General features: G+C 44.8%; 15 protein-coding genes, 4 tRNA genes and 1 other annotated feature. Of the genes, 8 read left to right on the top strand and 11 right to left on the bottom strand.

Annotated elements, in window-relative coordinates; all coding sequences use genetic code 11:
- Positions 1–556 precede the first annotated feature (556 nt).
- The 7 genes from AB4589_RS07045 to uvrY form a co-directional block, all read right to left on the bottom strand.
- Positions 557–632: transfer RNA gene (locus AB4589_RS07045), tRNA-Gly, on the bottom strand.
- Positions 633–668: 36 nt separating this feature from the next.
- A tRNA-Leu gene (locus tag AB4589_RS07040) sits at positions 669–755 on the bottom strand.
- An 80-nt stretch (positions 756–835) separates the two neighbouring features.
- Positions 836–911: transfer RNA gene (locus tag AB4589_RS07035), tRNA-Gly, on the bottom strand.
- A 27-nt stretch (positions 912–938) separates the two neighbouring features.
- A tRNA-Cys gene (locus tag AB4589_RS07030) sits at positions 939–1,012 on the bottom strand.
- 266 nt (positions 1,013–1,278) lie between these two features.
- Positions 1,279–1,836 (bottom strand): CDP-diacylglycerol--glycerol-3-phosphate 3-phosphatidyltransferase, encoded by a 558-nt coding sequence (pgsA, locus tag AB4589_RS07025; RefSeq protein ID WP_371709161.1) that lies wholly within the window; start codon positions 1,834–1,836, stop codon positions 1,279–1,281.
- Between the two features lie 46 nt (positions 1,837–1,882).
- Complete coding sequence (uvrC, locus tag AB4589_RS07020) at positions 1,883–3,715, bottom strand: excinuclease ABC subunit UvrC (RefSeq protein ID WP_372087499.1); 1,833 nt, start codon at positions 3,713–3,715, stop codon at positions 1,883–1,885.
- A 15-nt stretch (positions 3,716–3,730) separates the two neighbouring features.
- On the bottom strand, positions 3,731–4,375 hold the full coding sequence (gene uvrY, locus AB4589_RS07015; protein WP_004729778.1) for a UvrY/SirA/GacA family response regulator transcription factor: 645 nt from the start codon (positions 4,373–4,375) through the stop codon (positions 3,731–3,733).
- 426 nt (positions 4,376–4,801) lie between these two features.
- On the opposite strand from uvrY, the gene AB4589_RS07010 reads away from it, so the two are divergent.
- On the top strand, positions 4,802–7,165 hold the full coding sequence (locus AB4589_RS07010; protein ID WP_372099913.1) for a DNA polymerase II: 2,364 nt from the start codon (positions 4,802–4,804) through the stop codon (positions 7,163–7,165).
- Between the two features lie 132 nt (positions 7,166–7,297).
- Here AB4589_RS07010 and AB4589_RS07005 read toward each other — a convergent pair whose 3' ends face one another.
- Positions 7,298–8,065 (bottom strand): nucleotidyltransferase domain-containing protein, encoded by a 768-nt coding sequence (locus AB4589_RS07005; RefSeq protein WP_371708366.1) that lies wholly within the window; start codon positions 8,063–8,065, stop codon positions 7,298–7,300.
- Between the two features lie 137 nt (positions 8,066–8,202).
- On the opposite strand from AB4589_RS07005, the gene yeiP reads away from it, so the two are divergent.
- The 3 genes from yeiP (at position 8,203) to AB4589_RS06990 (ending at position 9,693) form a co-directional block, all read left to right on the top strand.
- Positions 8,203–8,772, top strand: coding sequence for an elongation factor P-like protein YeiP (yeiP, locus tag AB4589_RS07000; protein ID WP_009848748.1), 570 nt, complete (start codon positions 8,203–8,205; stop codon positions 8,770–8,772).
- A gap of 10 nt (positions 8,773–8,782) precedes the next feature.
- The gene (locus AB4589_RS06995; protein WP_372099911.1) at positions 8,783–9,112 is read left to right on the top strand and encodes an HI1450 family dsDNA-mimic protein; all 330 of its coding nucleotides are present in this window, start codon (positions 8,783–8,785) and stop codon (positions 9,110–9,112) included.
- An 89-nt stretch (positions 9,113–9,201) separates the two neighbouring features.
- The gene (locus AB4589_RS06990; protein ID WP_004729783.1) at positions 9,202–9,693 is read left to right on the top strand and encodes an RNA methyltransferase; all 492 of its coding nucleotides are present in this window, start codon (positions 9,202–9,204) and stop codon (positions 9,691–9,693) included.
- Between the two features lie 204 nt (positions 9,694–9,897).
- Here AB4589_RS06990 and rluB read toward each other — a convergent pair whose 3' ends face one another.
- From rluB to rnm, 3 genes are all read right to left on the bottom strand, one after another.
- A complete protein-coding gene (gene rluB, locus AB4589_RS06985; RefSeq protein WP_004729784.1) occupies positions 9,898–10,926 on the bottom strand; it encodes a 23S rRNA pseudouridine(2605) synthase RluB in 1,029 nt (342 codons plus the stop codon).
- 159 nt (positions 10,927–11,085) lie between these two features.
- Positions 11,086–11,706, bottom strand: coding sequence for an L-threonylcarbamoyladenylate synthase (locus AB4589_RS06980; protein WP_009848751.1), 621 nt, complete (start codon positions 11,704–11,706; stop codon positions 11,086–11,088).
- Between the two features lie 62 nt (positions 11,707–11,768).
- The gene (rnm, locus tag AB4589_RS06975; RefSeq protein WP_372099909.1) at positions 11,769–12,623 is read right to left on the bottom strand and encodes an RNase RNM; all 855 of its coding nucleotides are present in this window, start codon (positions 12,621–12,623) and stop codon (positions 11,769–11,771) included.
- A gap of 120 nt (positions 12,624–12,743) precedes the next feature.
- On the opposite strand from rnm, the gene AB4589_RS06970 reads away from it, so the two are divergent.
- The 4 genes from AB4589_RS06970 to trpD all read left to right on the top strand — a co-directional run bounded on the left by AB4589_RS06970 (position 12,744) and on the right by trpD (position 16,279).
- The gene (locus AB4589_RS06970; protein WP_009848753.1) at positions 12,744–12,869 is read left to right on the top strand and encodes a trp operon leader peptide; all 126 of its coding nucleotides are present in this window, start codon (positions 12,744–12,746) and stop codon (positions 12,867–12,869) included.
- Positions 12,816–12,930, top strand: a sequence feature (Trp leader region). It overlaps the preceding gene by 54 nt.
- 125 nt (positions 12,931–13,055) lie before the next feature.
- Complete coding sequence (locus AB4589_RS06965) at positions 13,056–14,645, top strand: anthranilate synthase component 1 (protein ID WP_371709156.1); 1,590 nt, start codon at positions 13,056–13,058, stop codon at positions 14,643–14,645.
- 2 nt (positions 14,646–14,647) lie between these two features.
- On the top strand, positions 14,648–15,274 hold the full coding sequence (locus AB4589_RS06960; protein WP_004729794.1) for an aminodeoxychorismate/anthranilate synthase component II: 627 nt from the start codon (positions 14,648–14,650) through the stop codon (positions 15,272–15,274).
- Positions 15,275–15,283: 9 nt separating this feature from the next.
- On the top strand, positions 15,284–16,279 hold the full coding sequence (trpD, locus tag AB4589_RS06955; RefSeq protein ID WP_372099907.1) for an anthranilate phosphoribosyltransferase: 996 nt from the start codon (positions 15,284–15,286) through the stop codon (positions 16,277–16,279).
- Positions 16,280–16,293: the final 14 nt, after the last annotated feature.

Genomic DNA, 16,293 nt, shown 5'->3' with positions numbered 1-16,293 from the left:
CATGACGAACTGCGCCATAAGTATCCCGTCTATCAGCTAAAGAATTAGCCGATACCTACCCTACGTAATGTCCCAATCAGCAAGAATGGTCACTACGCGTATCCCCCAGAAGCAATCGCTGCTCTTTTTGAGCATTGTTCATTCCGAGATTGCACGAAAAATAACATAAAGTGAAATGAACGATCAATAGTTTTTAATAATGACTTAAGAAATAAGAGTAACGATTAAGCAAGAGCTGCAAATATCGTCAACACTATCGTTTAGGAAAGAGATCCCCGGTTCGCTCGTTCCTCGCGCCCGAGGATGACGACATGGGTATATAAACGTTGTTAGTGAGGCTTTGAGATCCTGCATCCTTTCGTCACTTCTTAGTACAAAGAACCAGTTCATAGGGAATCTCGCTTTTAAAAGCTAAGTAATGTAAACGAACTTGATAGCAACATTTTGAGATAGAAAAGGAAGTTTGGGTGTGTTCAAACAGAAAGAGGAATAACGCATAAAAATCAGAACAGCAGAAACCAAAAAGCCCGAACATTTCTGTTCGGGCTTTTTAATTTGGAGCGATACATCGGGTTCGAACCGATGACCTCAACCTTGGCAAGGTTGCGCTCTACCAACTGAGCTAGTATCGCATTTGCTACATCTGTTAAGACGTAGACTTTAATAGATGGTGCCCCGGGCCGGACTTGAACCGGCACAGCGCGAACGCCGAGGGATTTTAAATCCCTTGTGTCTACCAATTCCACCACCAGGGCACGCAATTCTTTATTGCGATGCCGATTACTGAAAAGTAAAACACCATCTTAATGCTGACGCCAATCAACATTACAAATTTTGGAGCGATACATCGGGTTCGAACCGATGACCTCAACCTTGGCAAGGTTGCGCTCTACCAACTGAGCTAGTATCGCATATTCATTACTCTACGAAAGAGATAATGGAGGCGCCTCCCGGAGTCGAACCGAGGTCCACGGATTTGCAATCCGCTGCATAGCCACTCTGCCAAGGCGCCTTAGTAACTCCAATCGAATCGCTTATTGCCATCCTCTTGGGTACGGGATGCATTCTACGGATTCGAGCGTTTGAGTCAATATTATTTTTGTATTTTTAATTCGTTTGAATAGATTTTATACGAAACAGGCTAAATAGCTGACTTTGTGTGCAAAGCACTTTGTGGACAGGCTATTCAAAGGAGATCTATATCACATTAGATATCCACTATTGATAATTTAACCTTAGGTTAAAGATCAAAAAAGCGAGCCTCAGCTCGCTTCTTCATCAATGGTGTTTTTCGTCTAACAAATCATCTTTGGCGGCCATCAAGTATTGCGCCATTGACCAGTAAGTAAGAACGGTTGCAACATAGAGTGCAATGTAACCCACCCAAACCATCCAGTCGTCGTATCGCCAGATAAGTATCCAAAGAGCGAACATCTGAGAAACGGTTTTTACTTTACCAACCCAAGATACCGCAACGCTTGCACGTTTGCCGATTTCAGCCATCCATTCACGAAGCGCCGAGATGATAATTTCACGACCAATCATGGTCACAGCAGGAATAGTCACCCAGATCGAGTGATAATGCTCGGTAACTAAGATAAGAGCAGTAGCAACGAGCACTTTATCCGCCACTGGGTCAATAAAGGCACCAAAGCGAGACGTTTGTCCTAGTTTACGAGCCAGCATGCCATCTAGCCAGTCAGTAAAACCCGCTACCCAAAACACCATTGCAGCAGCAAAAGGAGCCCATTCATAAGGTAGGTAAAAAACAACAACGAATACTGGGATTAAAAATAGTCTCAGTAAGGACAAAATGTTAGGTATATTCAAACGCATATTATTAGGCTCTTATCAATTGCGCTTTAATGGTGCGGGATTTTTACTATTGTTTCAATGCTTGATAAATGTTTTCTGCCAAAGAATGACTAATGCCCGGCACTTTGGCTATTTCTTCGACAGTTGCACGCTTAAGTTCTTGTAAGCCACCCATATATTTCAACAAAGATTGACGACGCTTAGGCCCTACCCCTTCAATTCCTTCAAGTGCACTGGTTCTACGCGTTTTACCACGTTTTGCTCTGTGCCCGGCAATAGCATGATTATGGCTTTCGTCACGAATATGTTGGATAAGGTGTAGCGCTGGCGCATCACTGGGTAAATTGAACTCTTCGCCTTCAAGAGTCACCAAGGTTTCTAAACCCGGTTTACGCGTAACCCCTTTGGCTATACCCATCATTCTTGGTCGAAATGGCCAATCACCCCAATATTGAGAAATGATCTCATGAGCGCGGTTGAGCTGACCTTTACCACCGTCGATAAAAATGATGTCTGGGATCTTATCGACATCAAGTTGCTTCGAGTAACGCCTCTCAAGCGCCTGAGCCATGGCCGCGTAATCATCACCACCGGTAATGCCAGTGATGTTGTAACGGCGGTATTCCGGCTTAACAGGGCCTTCCTGATTGAACACCACACAAGACGCTATCGTACTTTCACCCATGGTATGACTGATATCAAAACATTCCATCCGTTTAATCACATCCATCGACAACACTTCTTGAAGCTCTTTAAAGCGCTGGTTGATGGTCATCTTGTGATTAATTTTGGTGGTAATAGCCGTCAATGCATTGGTATTCGAGAGTTTAAGGTAACGACCTCGAGTACCTGAAGGGTAGGTATTGAAGTGAATCTTACGACCCGCCACTTCACACAAGGCTTCTTGAATCGGTGTGATATCTTCCATCAAATCGGCATTGAGAATCAAACGAGTTGGGATGGTTCTCGCTTCATTATGCGCAAGATAGTATTGGCTTAAAAAGCTCGAAAAAACCTCTTCTCGCACCGTATTGTTGGGAATTTTCGGGAAATGGCTTCTACTGCCTAAAACCTTGCCTTGGCGAATCATCAAGATATGAATACACGCTACGCCATTCTCTTGAGCAAAGCCCAACACGTCCATATCTTCCATTGAATCGTCGGATACATATTGTTGTTCTTGCACGCGTCGAATCGCTTGGATTTGGTCACGGAACGCGGCAGCTTGCTCAAAGCGAAGCTCTCGGCTTGCTGTGTCCATCTTTTCGATGAGCGTCTCAAGGACTAACCTGTCCTTCCCTTGCAAGAACAGACGAACGTAGTCGATAAGTTCACTGTACTCTTCATCAGAGATGATTGAGCTGACACATGGCGCAGCACAACGGCCAATCTGATACATCAAACACGGGCGCGTTCTGTTGGCATAAACCGTATCTTCACACTGGCGAGCAGGAAAGATTTTTTGTATTAGGTGCAACGTCTCACGCACAGCGCCGGAATCAGGGTAAGGACCAAAGTATTCGCCCTTTTTCTTTTTAGCACCACGATGCATCGACAAACGAGGATGCTTGTGACCGCTAATAAAAATATAAGGGTACGACTTATCATCACGCAAAAGTACGTTGTATTTAGGCAAGTACTGCTTGATGTAGTTATGCTCAAGGATGAGCGCTTCTGTTTCCGTGTGCGTTACAGTGACATCGATCTTGTCAATATTGCTGACTAAAGCGCGTGTTTTTTCACTGTCGACTTTTTTACGGAAATAACTGGAAAGGCGTTTTTTGAGGTTCTTAGCTTTACCGACGTAAATAACAACAGCCTCGGCGTTATACATTCGATAAACGCCGGGCTGCTCTGTTACTGTCTTGAGGAATGAGACTGAGTCAAACAAGTTGGTCACTATACGATCTCAGTGTTAAAGGGTCTCAGTGTCTAACATTCCATGTCTAATCGCTAAATGCGTCAGCTCTACATCGCCACTGATATCCAGCTTACTGAACAAGCGGTAGCGGTAACTGTTGACTGTTTTAGGACTTAGATTGAGTTGTTCTGAAATATCCGTCACTTTCTGACCTTTGGTAATCATCATCATGATTTGAAGTTCACGTTCAGATAAGTCTGCGAATGGATTTTCAGACGCAGGCGAGAATTGGCTCAAAGCCATCTGCTGCGCAATTTCTGGCGAAATGTATCGTTGGCCACTATTAACCACTCGAATTGCATTTACCATTTCATCCGGACCTGCCCCTTTAGTAAGGTAACCAGCAGCTCCAGCTTGCATCACTTTAGTTGGAAACGGATTTTCCGTATGAACAGTTAAAACGATGATTTTAACATCAGGGTTGAAACGCAAGATTTTCTTGGTTGCTTCTAAGCCACCAATACCAGGCATATTCATATCCATCAAAATAACGTCAGTATTATTAGTACGACACCATTTTGCAGCATCTTCACCGCTTTCAGCTTCCCCTGCTACGTTCATTCCACGGACGTCTTCAATAATACGTCGTATCCCTGTGCGAACCAGCTCGTGATCATCTACAAGGAAAACATTTATCAAACTTGTATCTCCACACTATTAATTGGCTCTGCAACCACTGTGTCATTTCATCTGTTTGAAACAATTGAACAAAGGAACAGTGAATCGCAGCATTGAGTACATCTTAACTTAATTACTAAAAAAAAGCTCTGTTGAATATGTGCTGAAACACGAACTTTAGCAAGTACTTATTAACAAATAAGCTAACTAAAACAACAAGCTTTTTCTAAAAATCAACCAGTTAAAACAACACCCAATAAAATTACACAAGATAAAGATATTTTCAATACCATTGAATAACCATTCGCGACAATTTCACTTATTTGCTTATGGAGTCCCGTTATTTGCCTCTGTTAACTAGAATTTAGTTAGTATTTTGGTTGCCTGTTGTGCGCAGAGAGCTGCTAGATGGTAGTATTCGATTCCCCATTTCAATAGGTTACTACATTGGATATTCAGCAAGGCTTTGTACTCACAAGACAAGCAAGAGACTTTTCAGGGCGCACACAAATCGACTTGTGGTTAAGCACCCCTCAAGGCCCTACTCTACTGACAATTCAAAATGAAAAGCCTGTCTTTTTTGTTGCTCAATCTGATATCGAAACGTGCCAATCTATTGCCGATAAAGAGGCCATAGATTGTCAGTTTAAGCCTTTAGAGTTGGCGACATTTGACCAAACCCCTTTAGCCGCTTGTTACACTTCCTTATCGAGAAGCAGCTTCGGGTTAGCTCAAGCCTTTAACGGTGAAGAAATCCAAACCTTTGAAAGCGATATTCGACTCGCCGATCGATTCTTAATGGAACGCTTTATTAAAGGCAGTATCGAATTCACAGGGACTATCACCCCAAAAAGACAGCATCGCAGAGTATCGAACGCAAAATGTCGAGCTGGCGATTACTTGCCAAACTTGTCTGTGGTTTCGCTTGATATTGAGTGTTCGGAAAAAGGTGTGCTTTATTCCATCGGTCTAGACAGTCCAATGGATAGCCGAGTGATAATGATTGGCGATCTACAAGAAGCAGACACCAATATCCAATGGGTTACCAACGAGAAAGCGCTGCTTGAAGCTATGATTGCGTGGTTCTCCGAGTTTGACCCGGACATCATCATCGGTTGGAATGTCATTGATTTCGACTTTAGGCTGCTGCACAAGCGTTCGGAATGGAACGAAGTGAAACTCAGTATCGGTAGAGACAATCAAGCAAGCTTTTTCCGTAGTTCTGCACAAAACCAGCAGGGCTTCATTACCATTCCTGGTCGCGTGGTTTTAGATGGCATCGACATGCTCAAGACAGCGACCTACCATTTCCGTTCTTGGTCTCTTGAGTCCGTCTCACAAGAGTTGCTGGGCGAAGGCAAAGACATTCATAATGTTCATGACCGCATGGATGAAATCAATCGAATGTTTAAGTTCGATAAACCTTCGCTTGCCAAGTACAACCTTCAAGACTGTGTGCTCGTAAACCGAATCTTCGAACACACTCACCTACTCGATTTTGCTATTGAACGTTCTCGCTTAACTGGTGTTGAACTTGATCGCGTTGGCGGCTCTGTCGCGGCTTTTACTAACTTATACATGCCTCAGATACACCGAGCGGGTTATGTCGCGCCGAACTTAGAACCCGAGAACTGGATCGCTAGCCCCGGTGGCTATGTGATGGATTCGATTCCCAACCTTTATGACTCGGTTTTGGTACTCGACTTTAAAAGCCTGTACCCATCGATAATTCGATCTTTCTTGATTGATCCTATGGGGTTAATTGAAGGGCTAAAGTTAGAGTTAGGCTCTGAAGAAGACCAAGCAGTAGCTGGGTTCCGTGGCGGTCAATTCCACCGTTCTAAGCACTTTCTACCAGAGATGATCGAAAACCTCTGGGCAGCGCGTGATGTCGCAAAGAAAAACAACGAGAAAGCTTTTTCTCAAGCGATTAAGATCATCATGAACTCTTTCTATGGCGTGCTGGGTTCTTCTGGTTGTCGTTTCTTTGATACTCGCTTAGCATCCTCTATCACCATGCGTGGGCATGAGATCATGAAGCAAACCAAGGTTCTGATAGAAGATAAAGGGTATCAAGTAATTTACGGAGATACCGATTCAACTTTCGTGTCTCTTAATGGCAGTTTTGAGCAAGAACAAGCAGACGAGATTGGTCACTCCCTTGTGGATTACATCAACGACTGGTGGACGAATCACCTTAAAGAGGTCTACAACCTCACCTCGATACTTGAATTGGAATACGAGACCCATTACCGCAAGTTTCTAATGCCGACCATTCGAGGCTCTGAGACAGGATCGAAGAAACGTTATGCAGGCTTAATCAACCAAGGTGACCAAGAGAAGATCATCTTTAAAGGCCTTGAAAGTGCACGAACCGATTGGACGCCCCTCGCACAACAATTCCAACAAACCTTGTATGAGATGGTCTTTCACGACCAAGATCCAAGTGATTATGTTAGACAGTTTGTCGATGAAACATCCGCGGGCAAACACGATGATTTACTGGTGTATCAAAAGCGCTTGCGCCGTAAGTTGCATGAATACCAGAAGAACATTCCGCCACAGGTTCGCGCAGCAAGATTGGCCGATGAGATCAATGCCCAGCTTGGTCGCCCACTTCAATACCAAAACAAAGGGCGTATTGAATATTTGATTACGCTGAGTGGCCCCGAGCCCAAGGAGTATTTGAAGAGCGGTATCGATTATCAACATTACATCGACAAGCAGATTAAACCGGTCGCAGAAGCGATTCTGCCATTTATAGGGTTAGATTTTGAAAGAGTCAGCGGCCAGCAGCTAGGTCTGTTCTAGATTGAATCCTCTTTTAGAGGCGACATTAAACTCGATATACCATTAAAACTCGAACCAGGCATCAAAACGAAAAAAGCAGAGGAGTGCTTAACTCGCTCTGCTTTTTCATATCAATGGATAGCTTACGACCCCCTACCCGATTCGAAACTCAGTTTTCTGATACTGCTTAACCAGCCATTCACCAAAGCCATCAAGAATACCTATTACTGAACGTTTAGGAATCGCTCGCCCAGATAGTAAAATACCCAACCTTTGAATCTCAACTTCTTTCTCTGGATGATATCTCAAGAACTGTTGACCGCACTCAATAGGTGCGTCGAACCAATTCTTGTCTCGGTACATAACCAAAGAATAACTGGCTCGCAGAAGCTTCTTGGCAATAATCACTTGCGCGGCTACTTGCTGTTCTGGCGTTGTTGCTCGGGCTATCTTATTACGATAAACCGCTAACCAATTTTCCGCGTCCATATTCCAATGCTTAGCAATTTCCCAACTCGTTTCGAAATCACCATAGCAATCAGATAAGTCTTCACCATGCACACACACAGCTAAATGCTTGAGCATAAAGCCCCACGTAAAGATATTGTCGAAATCAACTATCTCGCTCACCAAGGTAGTTTTGATCGCCACTTGAGTGACCTGAGGGAAGCTCTTTTGGAAGCGCCATTTGATGGTATTCAGCAGCGTGGTTCGTTGGTCTGGGAAAGAACGATGAGTAACCACAACCACATCTAGATTCGAGCGACCGACAACGGCTTGCTTGCGTGCCACACTGCCATAAACATAGACACTGTGCAGATTAGAACCTAACCCACCTTTTAGAAAGGTAATCAGATCGTTAACCACAGGTTGAAATTCAGGTTGAAATGGCTGTGTTGGGTCAATAACAGGTAGCTGCATAGGTCGTTTCGGTAAATAAAATAATGATTTAACTGTCTCTCTATGATCGCTTAGGTGACTTTATGATTCAAGCTATTCCTATTTATAGCGTCTACGAGATATAATCACCGGATAGACCCAATAAGGACAAACACAAAATGCCTAGAGCAAGTGAGATTAAAAAAGGTTTTGCGATCAATGTTGATGGCAAAACAGTACTAGTTAAAGATATCGAAGTAACAACACCAGGTGGCCGTGGCGGTCAAAAGATTTACCGCTTCCGTGGTCACGATGTAGCAACTGGCGTTAAAACAGAAGTTCGCCACAAGGCTGACGAAATCGTTGAAACGATCGACGTAACTAAGCGTGCGGTGATGTTCTCTTACGTTGATGGCAACGAGTACATCTTCATGGATAACGAAGATTACACACAATTCATCTTCAACGGTGAAATGATCGAAGACGAACTGCTGTTCATCAACGAAGATACGCAAGGTATGTACGCGATTCTTATCGACGGTACTGCGGCGACTCTTGAGCTACCAACTTCAGTTGAGCTAGTAATCGAAGAGACAGACCCTTCAATCAAAGGTGCATCTGCTTCAGCTCGTACTAAACCAGCTCGTCTGTCTACAGGCCTTACTGTTCAAGTTCCTGAGTACATTGCAACTGGCGACAAAGTTGTTGTGAACACAGCTGAACGTAAATACATGAACCGCGCAAGCTAAGATACTGATTATGACCGAAGCTAACGACCTAATGTCTTACGACGATGCAATTGACGCTGCATACGACATCTTTCTAGAGATGGCTGCTGATAACCTTGAACCTGCAGACGTGATCTTATTCACGGCTCAGTTTGAAGATCGTGGCGCTGCAGAACTTGTTGAAACTGGTGACGATTGGGTTGAACATGTTGGCTTTGAAGTCGACAAAGAGATCTACGCTGAAGTACGCATTGGTCTTGTAAATGAAGCTGATGATGTCTTAGATGACGTATTCGCTCGTCTACTGATCAGCCGTGACCCTGAACACAAGTTCTGTCACATGTTGTGGAAACGCGACTAGGCTCTTCTTAAACCAGCTCAGAGTACTGAGCTGGTTTTCTTACGACTTCATAGCCTCATCACTTTACCAAACTGCAACTCTACAAAATTATGACCAAAGCAAAGACAGATACCCTATCCAAAGGCTATGCCTGTGTTGGATTAGTAAATCCCAAAACCCCTGAAAATGTTGGCTCAGTAATGCGAGCAGCTGGTTGCTACGGAGCAAACTCTGTATTTTATACTGGCACCCGTTATGACCACGCTCGACAATTTCATACCGACACCAAGGAAAAGCACCTTGAGCTACCATTAATTGGTGTTGAAGACCTGAAAGACATTATTCCAGTTGGCTGCGTGCCCATCGCGGTTGATTTGATAGAAGGCGCTAAGCCTCTGCCTGATTATAAGCACCCACCTCGTGCTTTTTATATCTTCGGCCCTGAAGATGGAACTCTGAAAAAAGAGATCACGGACTTCTGTCGTGAAACCATCTACGTTCCGACTAATGGCTGCATGAACCTTGCTGCCGCGGTCAATGTTATTTTGTATGACCGCATGGCGAAGGGTGACAACTTCTCGAATCATTTGAAAGTGACCTAATACCAATCGTAGTCCATAGCTAGTCACCCTAGCTAGTGAAGCACTTCTACCTGGTTAATCGTTTCTACTTGGTAAGCACTTCGACATGATTTGAACTGCGCCATATTCAAGACGAAAAAAAACCTGCTAAGTTAGCAGGTTTTTTAGTATTCGAAACGTTGGATTAAGCTTTAAGCTTAAGAACTGTAGCAACTACTGGTGTAATTACTTACGTGATCTTGGCTTAGCCGGTTTAGCCGGGCGTCCGTTGTTCAGTTTAGGCTTTTTGGTAGCCTGAGGTTTGCCATTGGTCGCTGGAGCACTACGGCCTGAATCAGGTGTTGTAGTACCGCGAGTTGCAGGCTTCTTACGCTTAGTCTGGTTGCTACGGCCTTTAGGAGCATTTGCACGCTCTTCGTGACGCTTAACAGCGCGACGAATTTTTTGGCTACGAGAACGCTCACGCTTACGAGAAGTGTTTGCAGGATCAAGATCCAACAGTGTCTCTTTTTCTGGCTGAAGTTCAACAAGCTCTCGCAAGTAGTTTACTTCTTGAAGATCTAGCTCTTTCCAACCGCCACGAGGCAGTTTCTTATCAAGGTAGATATCACCGTAACGTACACGTTTCAGACGGCTTACTGTTGTTTCTTGTGATTCCCAAAGACGACGAACCTCACGGTTACGACCTTCGTTAATTGCTACGTAGAAAGTATGGTTCATACCTTCACCGCCAGCGTAAACCACATCTTCGAAACGAGCCATACCATCTTCAAGTTGAACGCCACGAGTCACGTTCTTAACTTTTTGCTCGGTTACTTCACCAAATACACGTACTAGGTACTCACGCTCAACCTGACGGCTTGGGTGCATTAGGCGGTTTGCTAGTTCACCATCGGTTGTGAACAACAGTAGGCCAGATGTGTTTGCATCAAGACGACCAACTGAAATCCAACGAGAACCACGGATCTTAGGTAGACGATCGAAAACAGTACGGCGACCTTCAGGATCGTGACGAGTACAAAGCTCACCTTCAGGTTTGTAGTAAGCAAGTACACGACAAACCACTTCTTCAGAGGCTTTGCCTGTAATAGTGTGGCCATCGATACGGATCACTGAGTTCTCGTCTTCAAGACGCTCACCCAATTTCGCAACTTGACCGTTAACACTTACACGACCAGATTTGATTAAACCTTCTAGTTCACGACGAGAACCGTGACCAGCTCGCGCTAAAACCTTCTGTAATTTTTCGCTCATTTACTCTTTTCTACCTAATTGTCGTCTTCACAGACGTCGAATGAATTTTTCGCGACCAAATCGCGGTCGCGTATTATCGCAAATAACCTGCCAAAAAGCACTTGTTATTTACTCTGGCAGGTTTGCTGTTTCGTTACAGACTGTTAATCAGTAACGCTATTATTCAAACGGCGCTGGATCACCGGCACCACGACGTAAAACAACAGCGTCATCGTCACTGAAGTCAATAACCGTAGTCGGTTGCTCACCTAAGTAGCCGCCATTCAAAATGACATCAACCGCATGCTCTAGGCTGTCACGAATTTCTTCAGGATCCGATTCAGTGGTCTCGTTACCCGGAAGAATCAGAGACGTCGACATCAATGGCTCGCCCATTGCTTCTAGAAGGTCTAGGGCAATTTTGTTGTCCGGTACACGAATACCGATCGTTTTACGCTTAGCGTTCATCAAACGCTTTGGCACTTCTTTTGTTGCTTTGAAAATAAACGTGTAAGCACCTGGCGTGTGCGCCTTAAGCAGACGGAAAGCCACGTTATCTACTCGTGCATACAGTGACAACTCAGAAAGATCACGGCATAACAAAGTGAAATTGTGCTTATCATCGATTCTACGAATTTTACAGATGCGTTCGAGTGCTTGTTTATTTTCAAGCTGACAACCCAGTGCATAACCTGAATCTGTTGGATAAACCACAACGCCGCCATTGCGAATAATCGCAACCGCTTGAGTAATTAAGCGCGCTTGTGGGTTATCTGGGTGTACATAAAAAAACTGGCTCATTGTTGATCCTCGTTATCGAATCTCTCGACTCTATCATCAGAAGGAGCTGGTTCACCTAAAGACTATTCAGATGGTGAAACCGTTTGAAACTCCCAATCTTTCCATACTTCTTCGACCCCAGAAGGTAGCCAGAGATTACGTCCAAGTTCCATCCATGAGGATGGGTAATGGAAGTCGCTGCCTTGGGAGGCTAATAGTTTGTATTGTATAGCATAATCCGCAAGTGTGCGTCTTTCTTGTTGCGCTTGCTGAGGTTGAGCCACTTCCATAGCGTCACCATTTGCTTCAACAAATGCAGCTAATAGACGTTTAACCCACTTGGCGGTAAGGCCATATCGCGCAGGGTGAGCTAATACCGCTTGACCACCAGCCGCATGAATAGCCGTGACAGCATCACTCATTGAGCACCATGTTGGCGGCACATAACCTGGGTTATTGCGCGTAAGAAACTTTTTAAACACCTGCTGCATGGTTTTCGCGTAGCCATTGTCGACTAACCATTTCGCAAAGTGTGCTCGAGTAATTGGTGCATCACCTGCAATCAACTTAACCTCTTCTAACACACCTTCACGAGTCGCTTTTTCAAGACGTTGCGCAATCATCTCTGCACGTCCGACACGGTGTTGCTTCTGTTGTTCAATTAACGCTTTCAATTCTGGTGATTCAGGATCGACGTTTAACCCAACAATATGGATATCTTTGTTTTGCCAAACGGTTGAGATCTCGATGCCGTTAATCAACTGAATAGGAAGATTGTTATCAGCAATATAGCTGCGTGCTTCTGCAAGCCCATCAGTCGTATCATGATCTGTAATCGCTAACGCTTCGATGTTAAAGCCTAGCGCTCGGTCAATCAGTTCAGGTGGAGTAAGTCGGCCATCTGAGGCTGTTGTATGACTATGTAGATCAATTCTCATATATTCTTTTTCATTGTTTTCAATTTTTATCGTTATATTTGTGTCAACGCACTTGACCTGCAAGCGCAAAACTAGTTAACTAGTACACAAATACGAAGTATCACATTTGATAGGTTCACTATGTTACAAGAATTTAACCAAAACCATAAAGATAAAGTTTTAGAACTTTCTTCAGTAGAAGCAAGTTCAGAGCTTAATTGGTGGCGCACTTGGACAAGTTCTTGGTGGGCCAACGTGTACTTCTAATTAAACAGTTTGTTTATAAAAAAGTTATCACCAAGCCCGCTTTCATAGCGGGCTTTTTAATTTGTCGAACATCTCACATTCAACTGACTAACAAATCAACGAATTGACCATATTCTAGATTGGGTGAAAGGTATCTTTATGCGACTATGTACGGCAGGAAATTTAAAGAATCATAAAGGAGGTCTTGTGAACAAGGCCATTGAAATCAAAAAGCTGGGAACCATTGAGGTCATCAATTCTTCCGTTCCTTACTCGCAAGATCCAACCAGTGTTTTTCATACTCTGTGTGAAAACAAAACAGACAGTCTGTTGTTGGAATCTGCTGAGATTGAATCTAAACAGAACCTGACAAGCCTACTCCTTATCGACTCTGCTGTTCGCATCGTATGTCGCGGACATGAAGTAACCTTTCAAGCGTTGACTCAAAATGGTCAAGCGCTAATCGAACACCTAGCTCAAAACGTTAAAACAGAGATAAAATCTGACCTTACGGATAACGTATTGACGCTGACTTTTGTCGAACCAAGCAACGAATTAGACGAAGATTCACGTTTAAGAGAAGCGTCTTCATTCGATGCACTGCGTTTGGTTCAGCACAGCTTTGAGCAAGACGTGGATAACAAACACGCGCTATTCATGGCGGGTCTATTCGCTTACGACATCGTGGCAAACTTTGAGCCACTCGGTGATGCTGAAGCAACCAACAATTGTCCTGACTTTGTCTTCTACGTAGCTGAAACACTATTACGTTTCGACCACCAAGAAAACGAAGGCCTGCTTCACGCGAGCTTGTTTGCTCAAGATGAAAGCATCAAAGCGCAATTAACAGACCGCCTAGTCGACATTCAGACTCAATGTCAGTCATTGAAAGCCATCACAGAAGTTACGCCGCTCGACAATGTTGACGCTGTACCAAGCGTTTCAGATGAAGACTTCTGCCAAACGGTTCGTGATTTAAAAGAATACGTCGTTAAAGGCGATGTATTCCAAGTGGTACCTTCACGTCGCTTTACGCTACCTTGCCCTGCTCCACTGGCGGCTTACAAAGAACTCAAGCAAAGTAATCCAAGCCCTTACATGTTCTACATGCAAGACGAGCTGTTTACTCTGTTTGGTGCTTCTCCAGAAAGTGCACTGAAGTACGAAACTGAAACCAACCAAATCGAAATTTACCCAATTGCTGGTACTCGTCGTCGTGGTAAGCGCCCGAATGGTCAAATTGATTTCGACCTAGATAGCCGCATTGAACTTGAACTGCGTACCGACAAGAAAGAAAACGCTGAACACATGATGCTGGTCGACCTAGCACGTAACGATGTAGCACGTATCGCAGAAGCTGGCACTCGCCACGTAGCAGACTTGCTGAAAGTTGATCGCTACAGCCATGTAATGCACTTGGTTTCTCGTGTTGTTGGTCAGCTCCGTGAAGACTTAGATGCCCTACACGCTTACCAAGCTTGTATGAACATGGGTACGCTAACGGGTGCACCCAAAATCCGCGCAATGCAGCTTATCCGTGACGTAGAAAAAACGCGTCGTGGTAGCTACGGTGGTGCAGTCGGTTACCTAACCGGTGAAGGCACTTTAGATACTTGTATCGTAATTCGTTCTGCTTACGTTGAAGATGGCGTAGCACAAGTACAAGCGGGCGCGGGCGTGGTGTTCGACTCTGACCCACAAGCAGAAGCAGATGAAACGCGCGGCAAAGCTCAAGCGGTCATCTCTGCGATTCAAGCAGCTCATACTAAAAACCTAACAACTAAGAAGGAGTCGTAATCATGGCTGATATTGTATTCATCGATAACTTCGACTCATTCACATACAACCTTGTAGACCAGTTTCGTTCATTAGGTCACAGCGTAAAGATTTACCGTAACAACATTCCTGCAAAAGTAGTTGAAGCGGCGATCAACGAACTAGACAACCCTGTTGCACTGCTTTCACCAGGCCCTGGCGCTCCAGCGGATGCGGGCTGCATGCCTGAGCTAATTCAGCTGCTAAAAGGCAAAGTGCCAATGATTGGTATTTGCTTAGGCCACCAAGCGATTGTTGAAGCCTACGGCGGCACCGTTGCAGGCGCTGGCGAAATCATTCATGGTAAGGTGTCGATGATGGAACACCAAAACCATGCGACTTACCAAGGCTTACCTTCGCCGCTGGCTATCGCTCGCTACCACTCTTTAGTGGCAACGCATGTATCCGATAGCCTAACAGTGACCGCTGAAGTCGATGATTTGGTAATGTCTGTAGTTCAAGAACAAGACAAGGTTTGTGGATTCCAATTCCACCCTGAATCGATTATGACGACCTACGGTGCAACGCTTCTAGCGAACGCGATCGAATGGGCTCTTGAGAAACCTCTTCATCTAGAGAAAAGCTCTACTCTTGATAAAAAGACTAACTAGGAAACGATCATGGAACAGATTAATAAACTTTACGAACAACAGTCTCTTACTCAAGAAGAAAGCCAACAGTTGTTTGATGTCATCATCAAGGGCGAACTAGACCCAATCCTGATGGCTTCTGCACTGACAGCACTAAAAATCAAAGGCGAGACACCAGAAGAAATCGCTGGTGCGGCGAAAGCACTGCTTGCCAATGCAAACCCGTTTCCACGCCCTGATTATGATTTCGCAGACATCGTAGGTACCGGTGGCGACGGTCATAACACCATTAATATCTCAACGACGTCTGCGTTTGTTGCAGCAGCTTGTGGCTTAAAAGTCGCAAAGCACGGTAACCGCAGTGTATCGAGCAAGTCAGGTTCTTCGGACCTACTCGACTCGTTCGGTATCAACTTAGCGATGACAGCAGAAGATACACGTACAGCTGTCGATGAGCTTGGCGTAGCATTCCTATTTGCCCCGCAATATCACGGCGGTGTACGTCACGCGATGCCAGTTCGTCAAACAATGAAAACACGTACTATCTTCAACATCCTTGGCCCACTGATTAACCCTGCTCGCCCTAACATCGAGCTAATGGGTGTTTACAGCAAAGAGCTTGTACGCCCTATCGCAGAAACCATGCTGCAAATGGGCATGAAGCGTGCGGCGGTTGTTCACGGTAGCGGCCTTGATGAAGTAGCGATTCACGGTGAAACCATGGTTGCGGAAATCAAAGATGGCGCAATTCACGAATACACAGTGACACCGGCAGACTTTGGTTTGAACACTCACCCGCTTGAAGCTATCAAGGGCGGCGAGCCAGAAGAAAACAAAGCCATCACAACAGATATCCTGACGGGTAAAGGCACTGAAGCCCAAGTTGGCGCAGTAGCCGTGAACGTTGCTCTGCTGATGCGTCTATTTGGTCACGAAGACCTAAAAGCCAACGCACAACAGGCCATTGACGCGATGAATTCTGGCAAAGCCTACGAGCTTGTACAAAAGCTTGCAGCTCACGCCTAACGAACGACGAATTG

The sequence above is a fragment of the Vibrio sp. 10N.222.49.A3 genome, from assembly GCF_041475145.1.
GTDB classification, from domain to species: domain Bacteria; phylum Pseudomonadota; class Gammaproteobacteria; order Enterobacterales; family Vibrionaceae; genus Vibrio; species Vibrio tasmaniensis_A.
The sequence above is the reverse complement of the archived record's forward strand: the minus strand, read 5'-3'. Positions and strand labels throughout refer to the sequence as shown.

Excerpts from the sequence above, each read along its gene's own strand:
- AB4589_RS06980 (WP_009848751.1), bottom strand. The coding sequence starts at position 11,706 with ATGAGCCAGTTTTTTTATGTACACCCAGATAACCCACAAGCGCGCTTA.
- AB4589_RS06990 (WP_004729783.1), top strand. The coding sequence starts at position 9,202 with ATGACCAAAGCAAAGACAGATACCCTATCCAAAGGCTATGCCTGTGTT.
- yeiP (WP_009848748.1), top strand. The coding sequence starts at position 8,203 with ATGCCTAGAGCAAGTGAGATTAAAAAAGGTTTTGCGATCAATGTTGAT.
- AB4589_RS06970 (WP_009848753.1), top strand. The coding sequence starts at position 12,744 with ATGTTACAAGAATTTAACCAAAACCATAAAGATAAAGTTTTAGAACTT.
- trpD (WP_372099907.1), top strand. The coding sequence starts at position 15,284 with ATGGAACAGATTAATAAACTTTACGAACAACAGTCTCTTACTCAAGAA.
- AB4589_RS06960 (WP_004729794.1), top strand. The coding sequence starts at position 14,648 with ATGGCTGATATTGTATTCATCGATAACTTCGACTCATTCACATACAAC.
- AB4589_RS06995 (WP_372099911.1), top strand. The coding sequence starts at position 8,783 with ATGACCGAAGCTAACGACCTAATGTCTTACGACGATGCAATTGACGCT.
- AB4589_RS07005 (WP_371708366.1), bottom strand. The coding sequence starts at position 8,065 with ATGCAGCTACCTGTTATTGACCCAACACAGCCATTTCAACCTGAATTT.
- rluB (WP_004729784.1), bottom strand. The coding sequence starts at position 10,926 with ATGAGCGAAAAATTACAGAAGGTTTTAGCGCGAGCTGGTCACGGTTCT.
- rnm (WP_372099909.1), bottom strand. The coding sequence starts at position 12,623 with ATGAGAATTGATCTACATAGTCATACAACAGCCTCAGATGGCCGACTT.
- pgsA (WP_371709161.1), bottom strand. The coding sequence starts at position 1,836 with ATGCGTTTGAATATACCTAACATTTTGTCCTTACTGAGACTATTTTTA.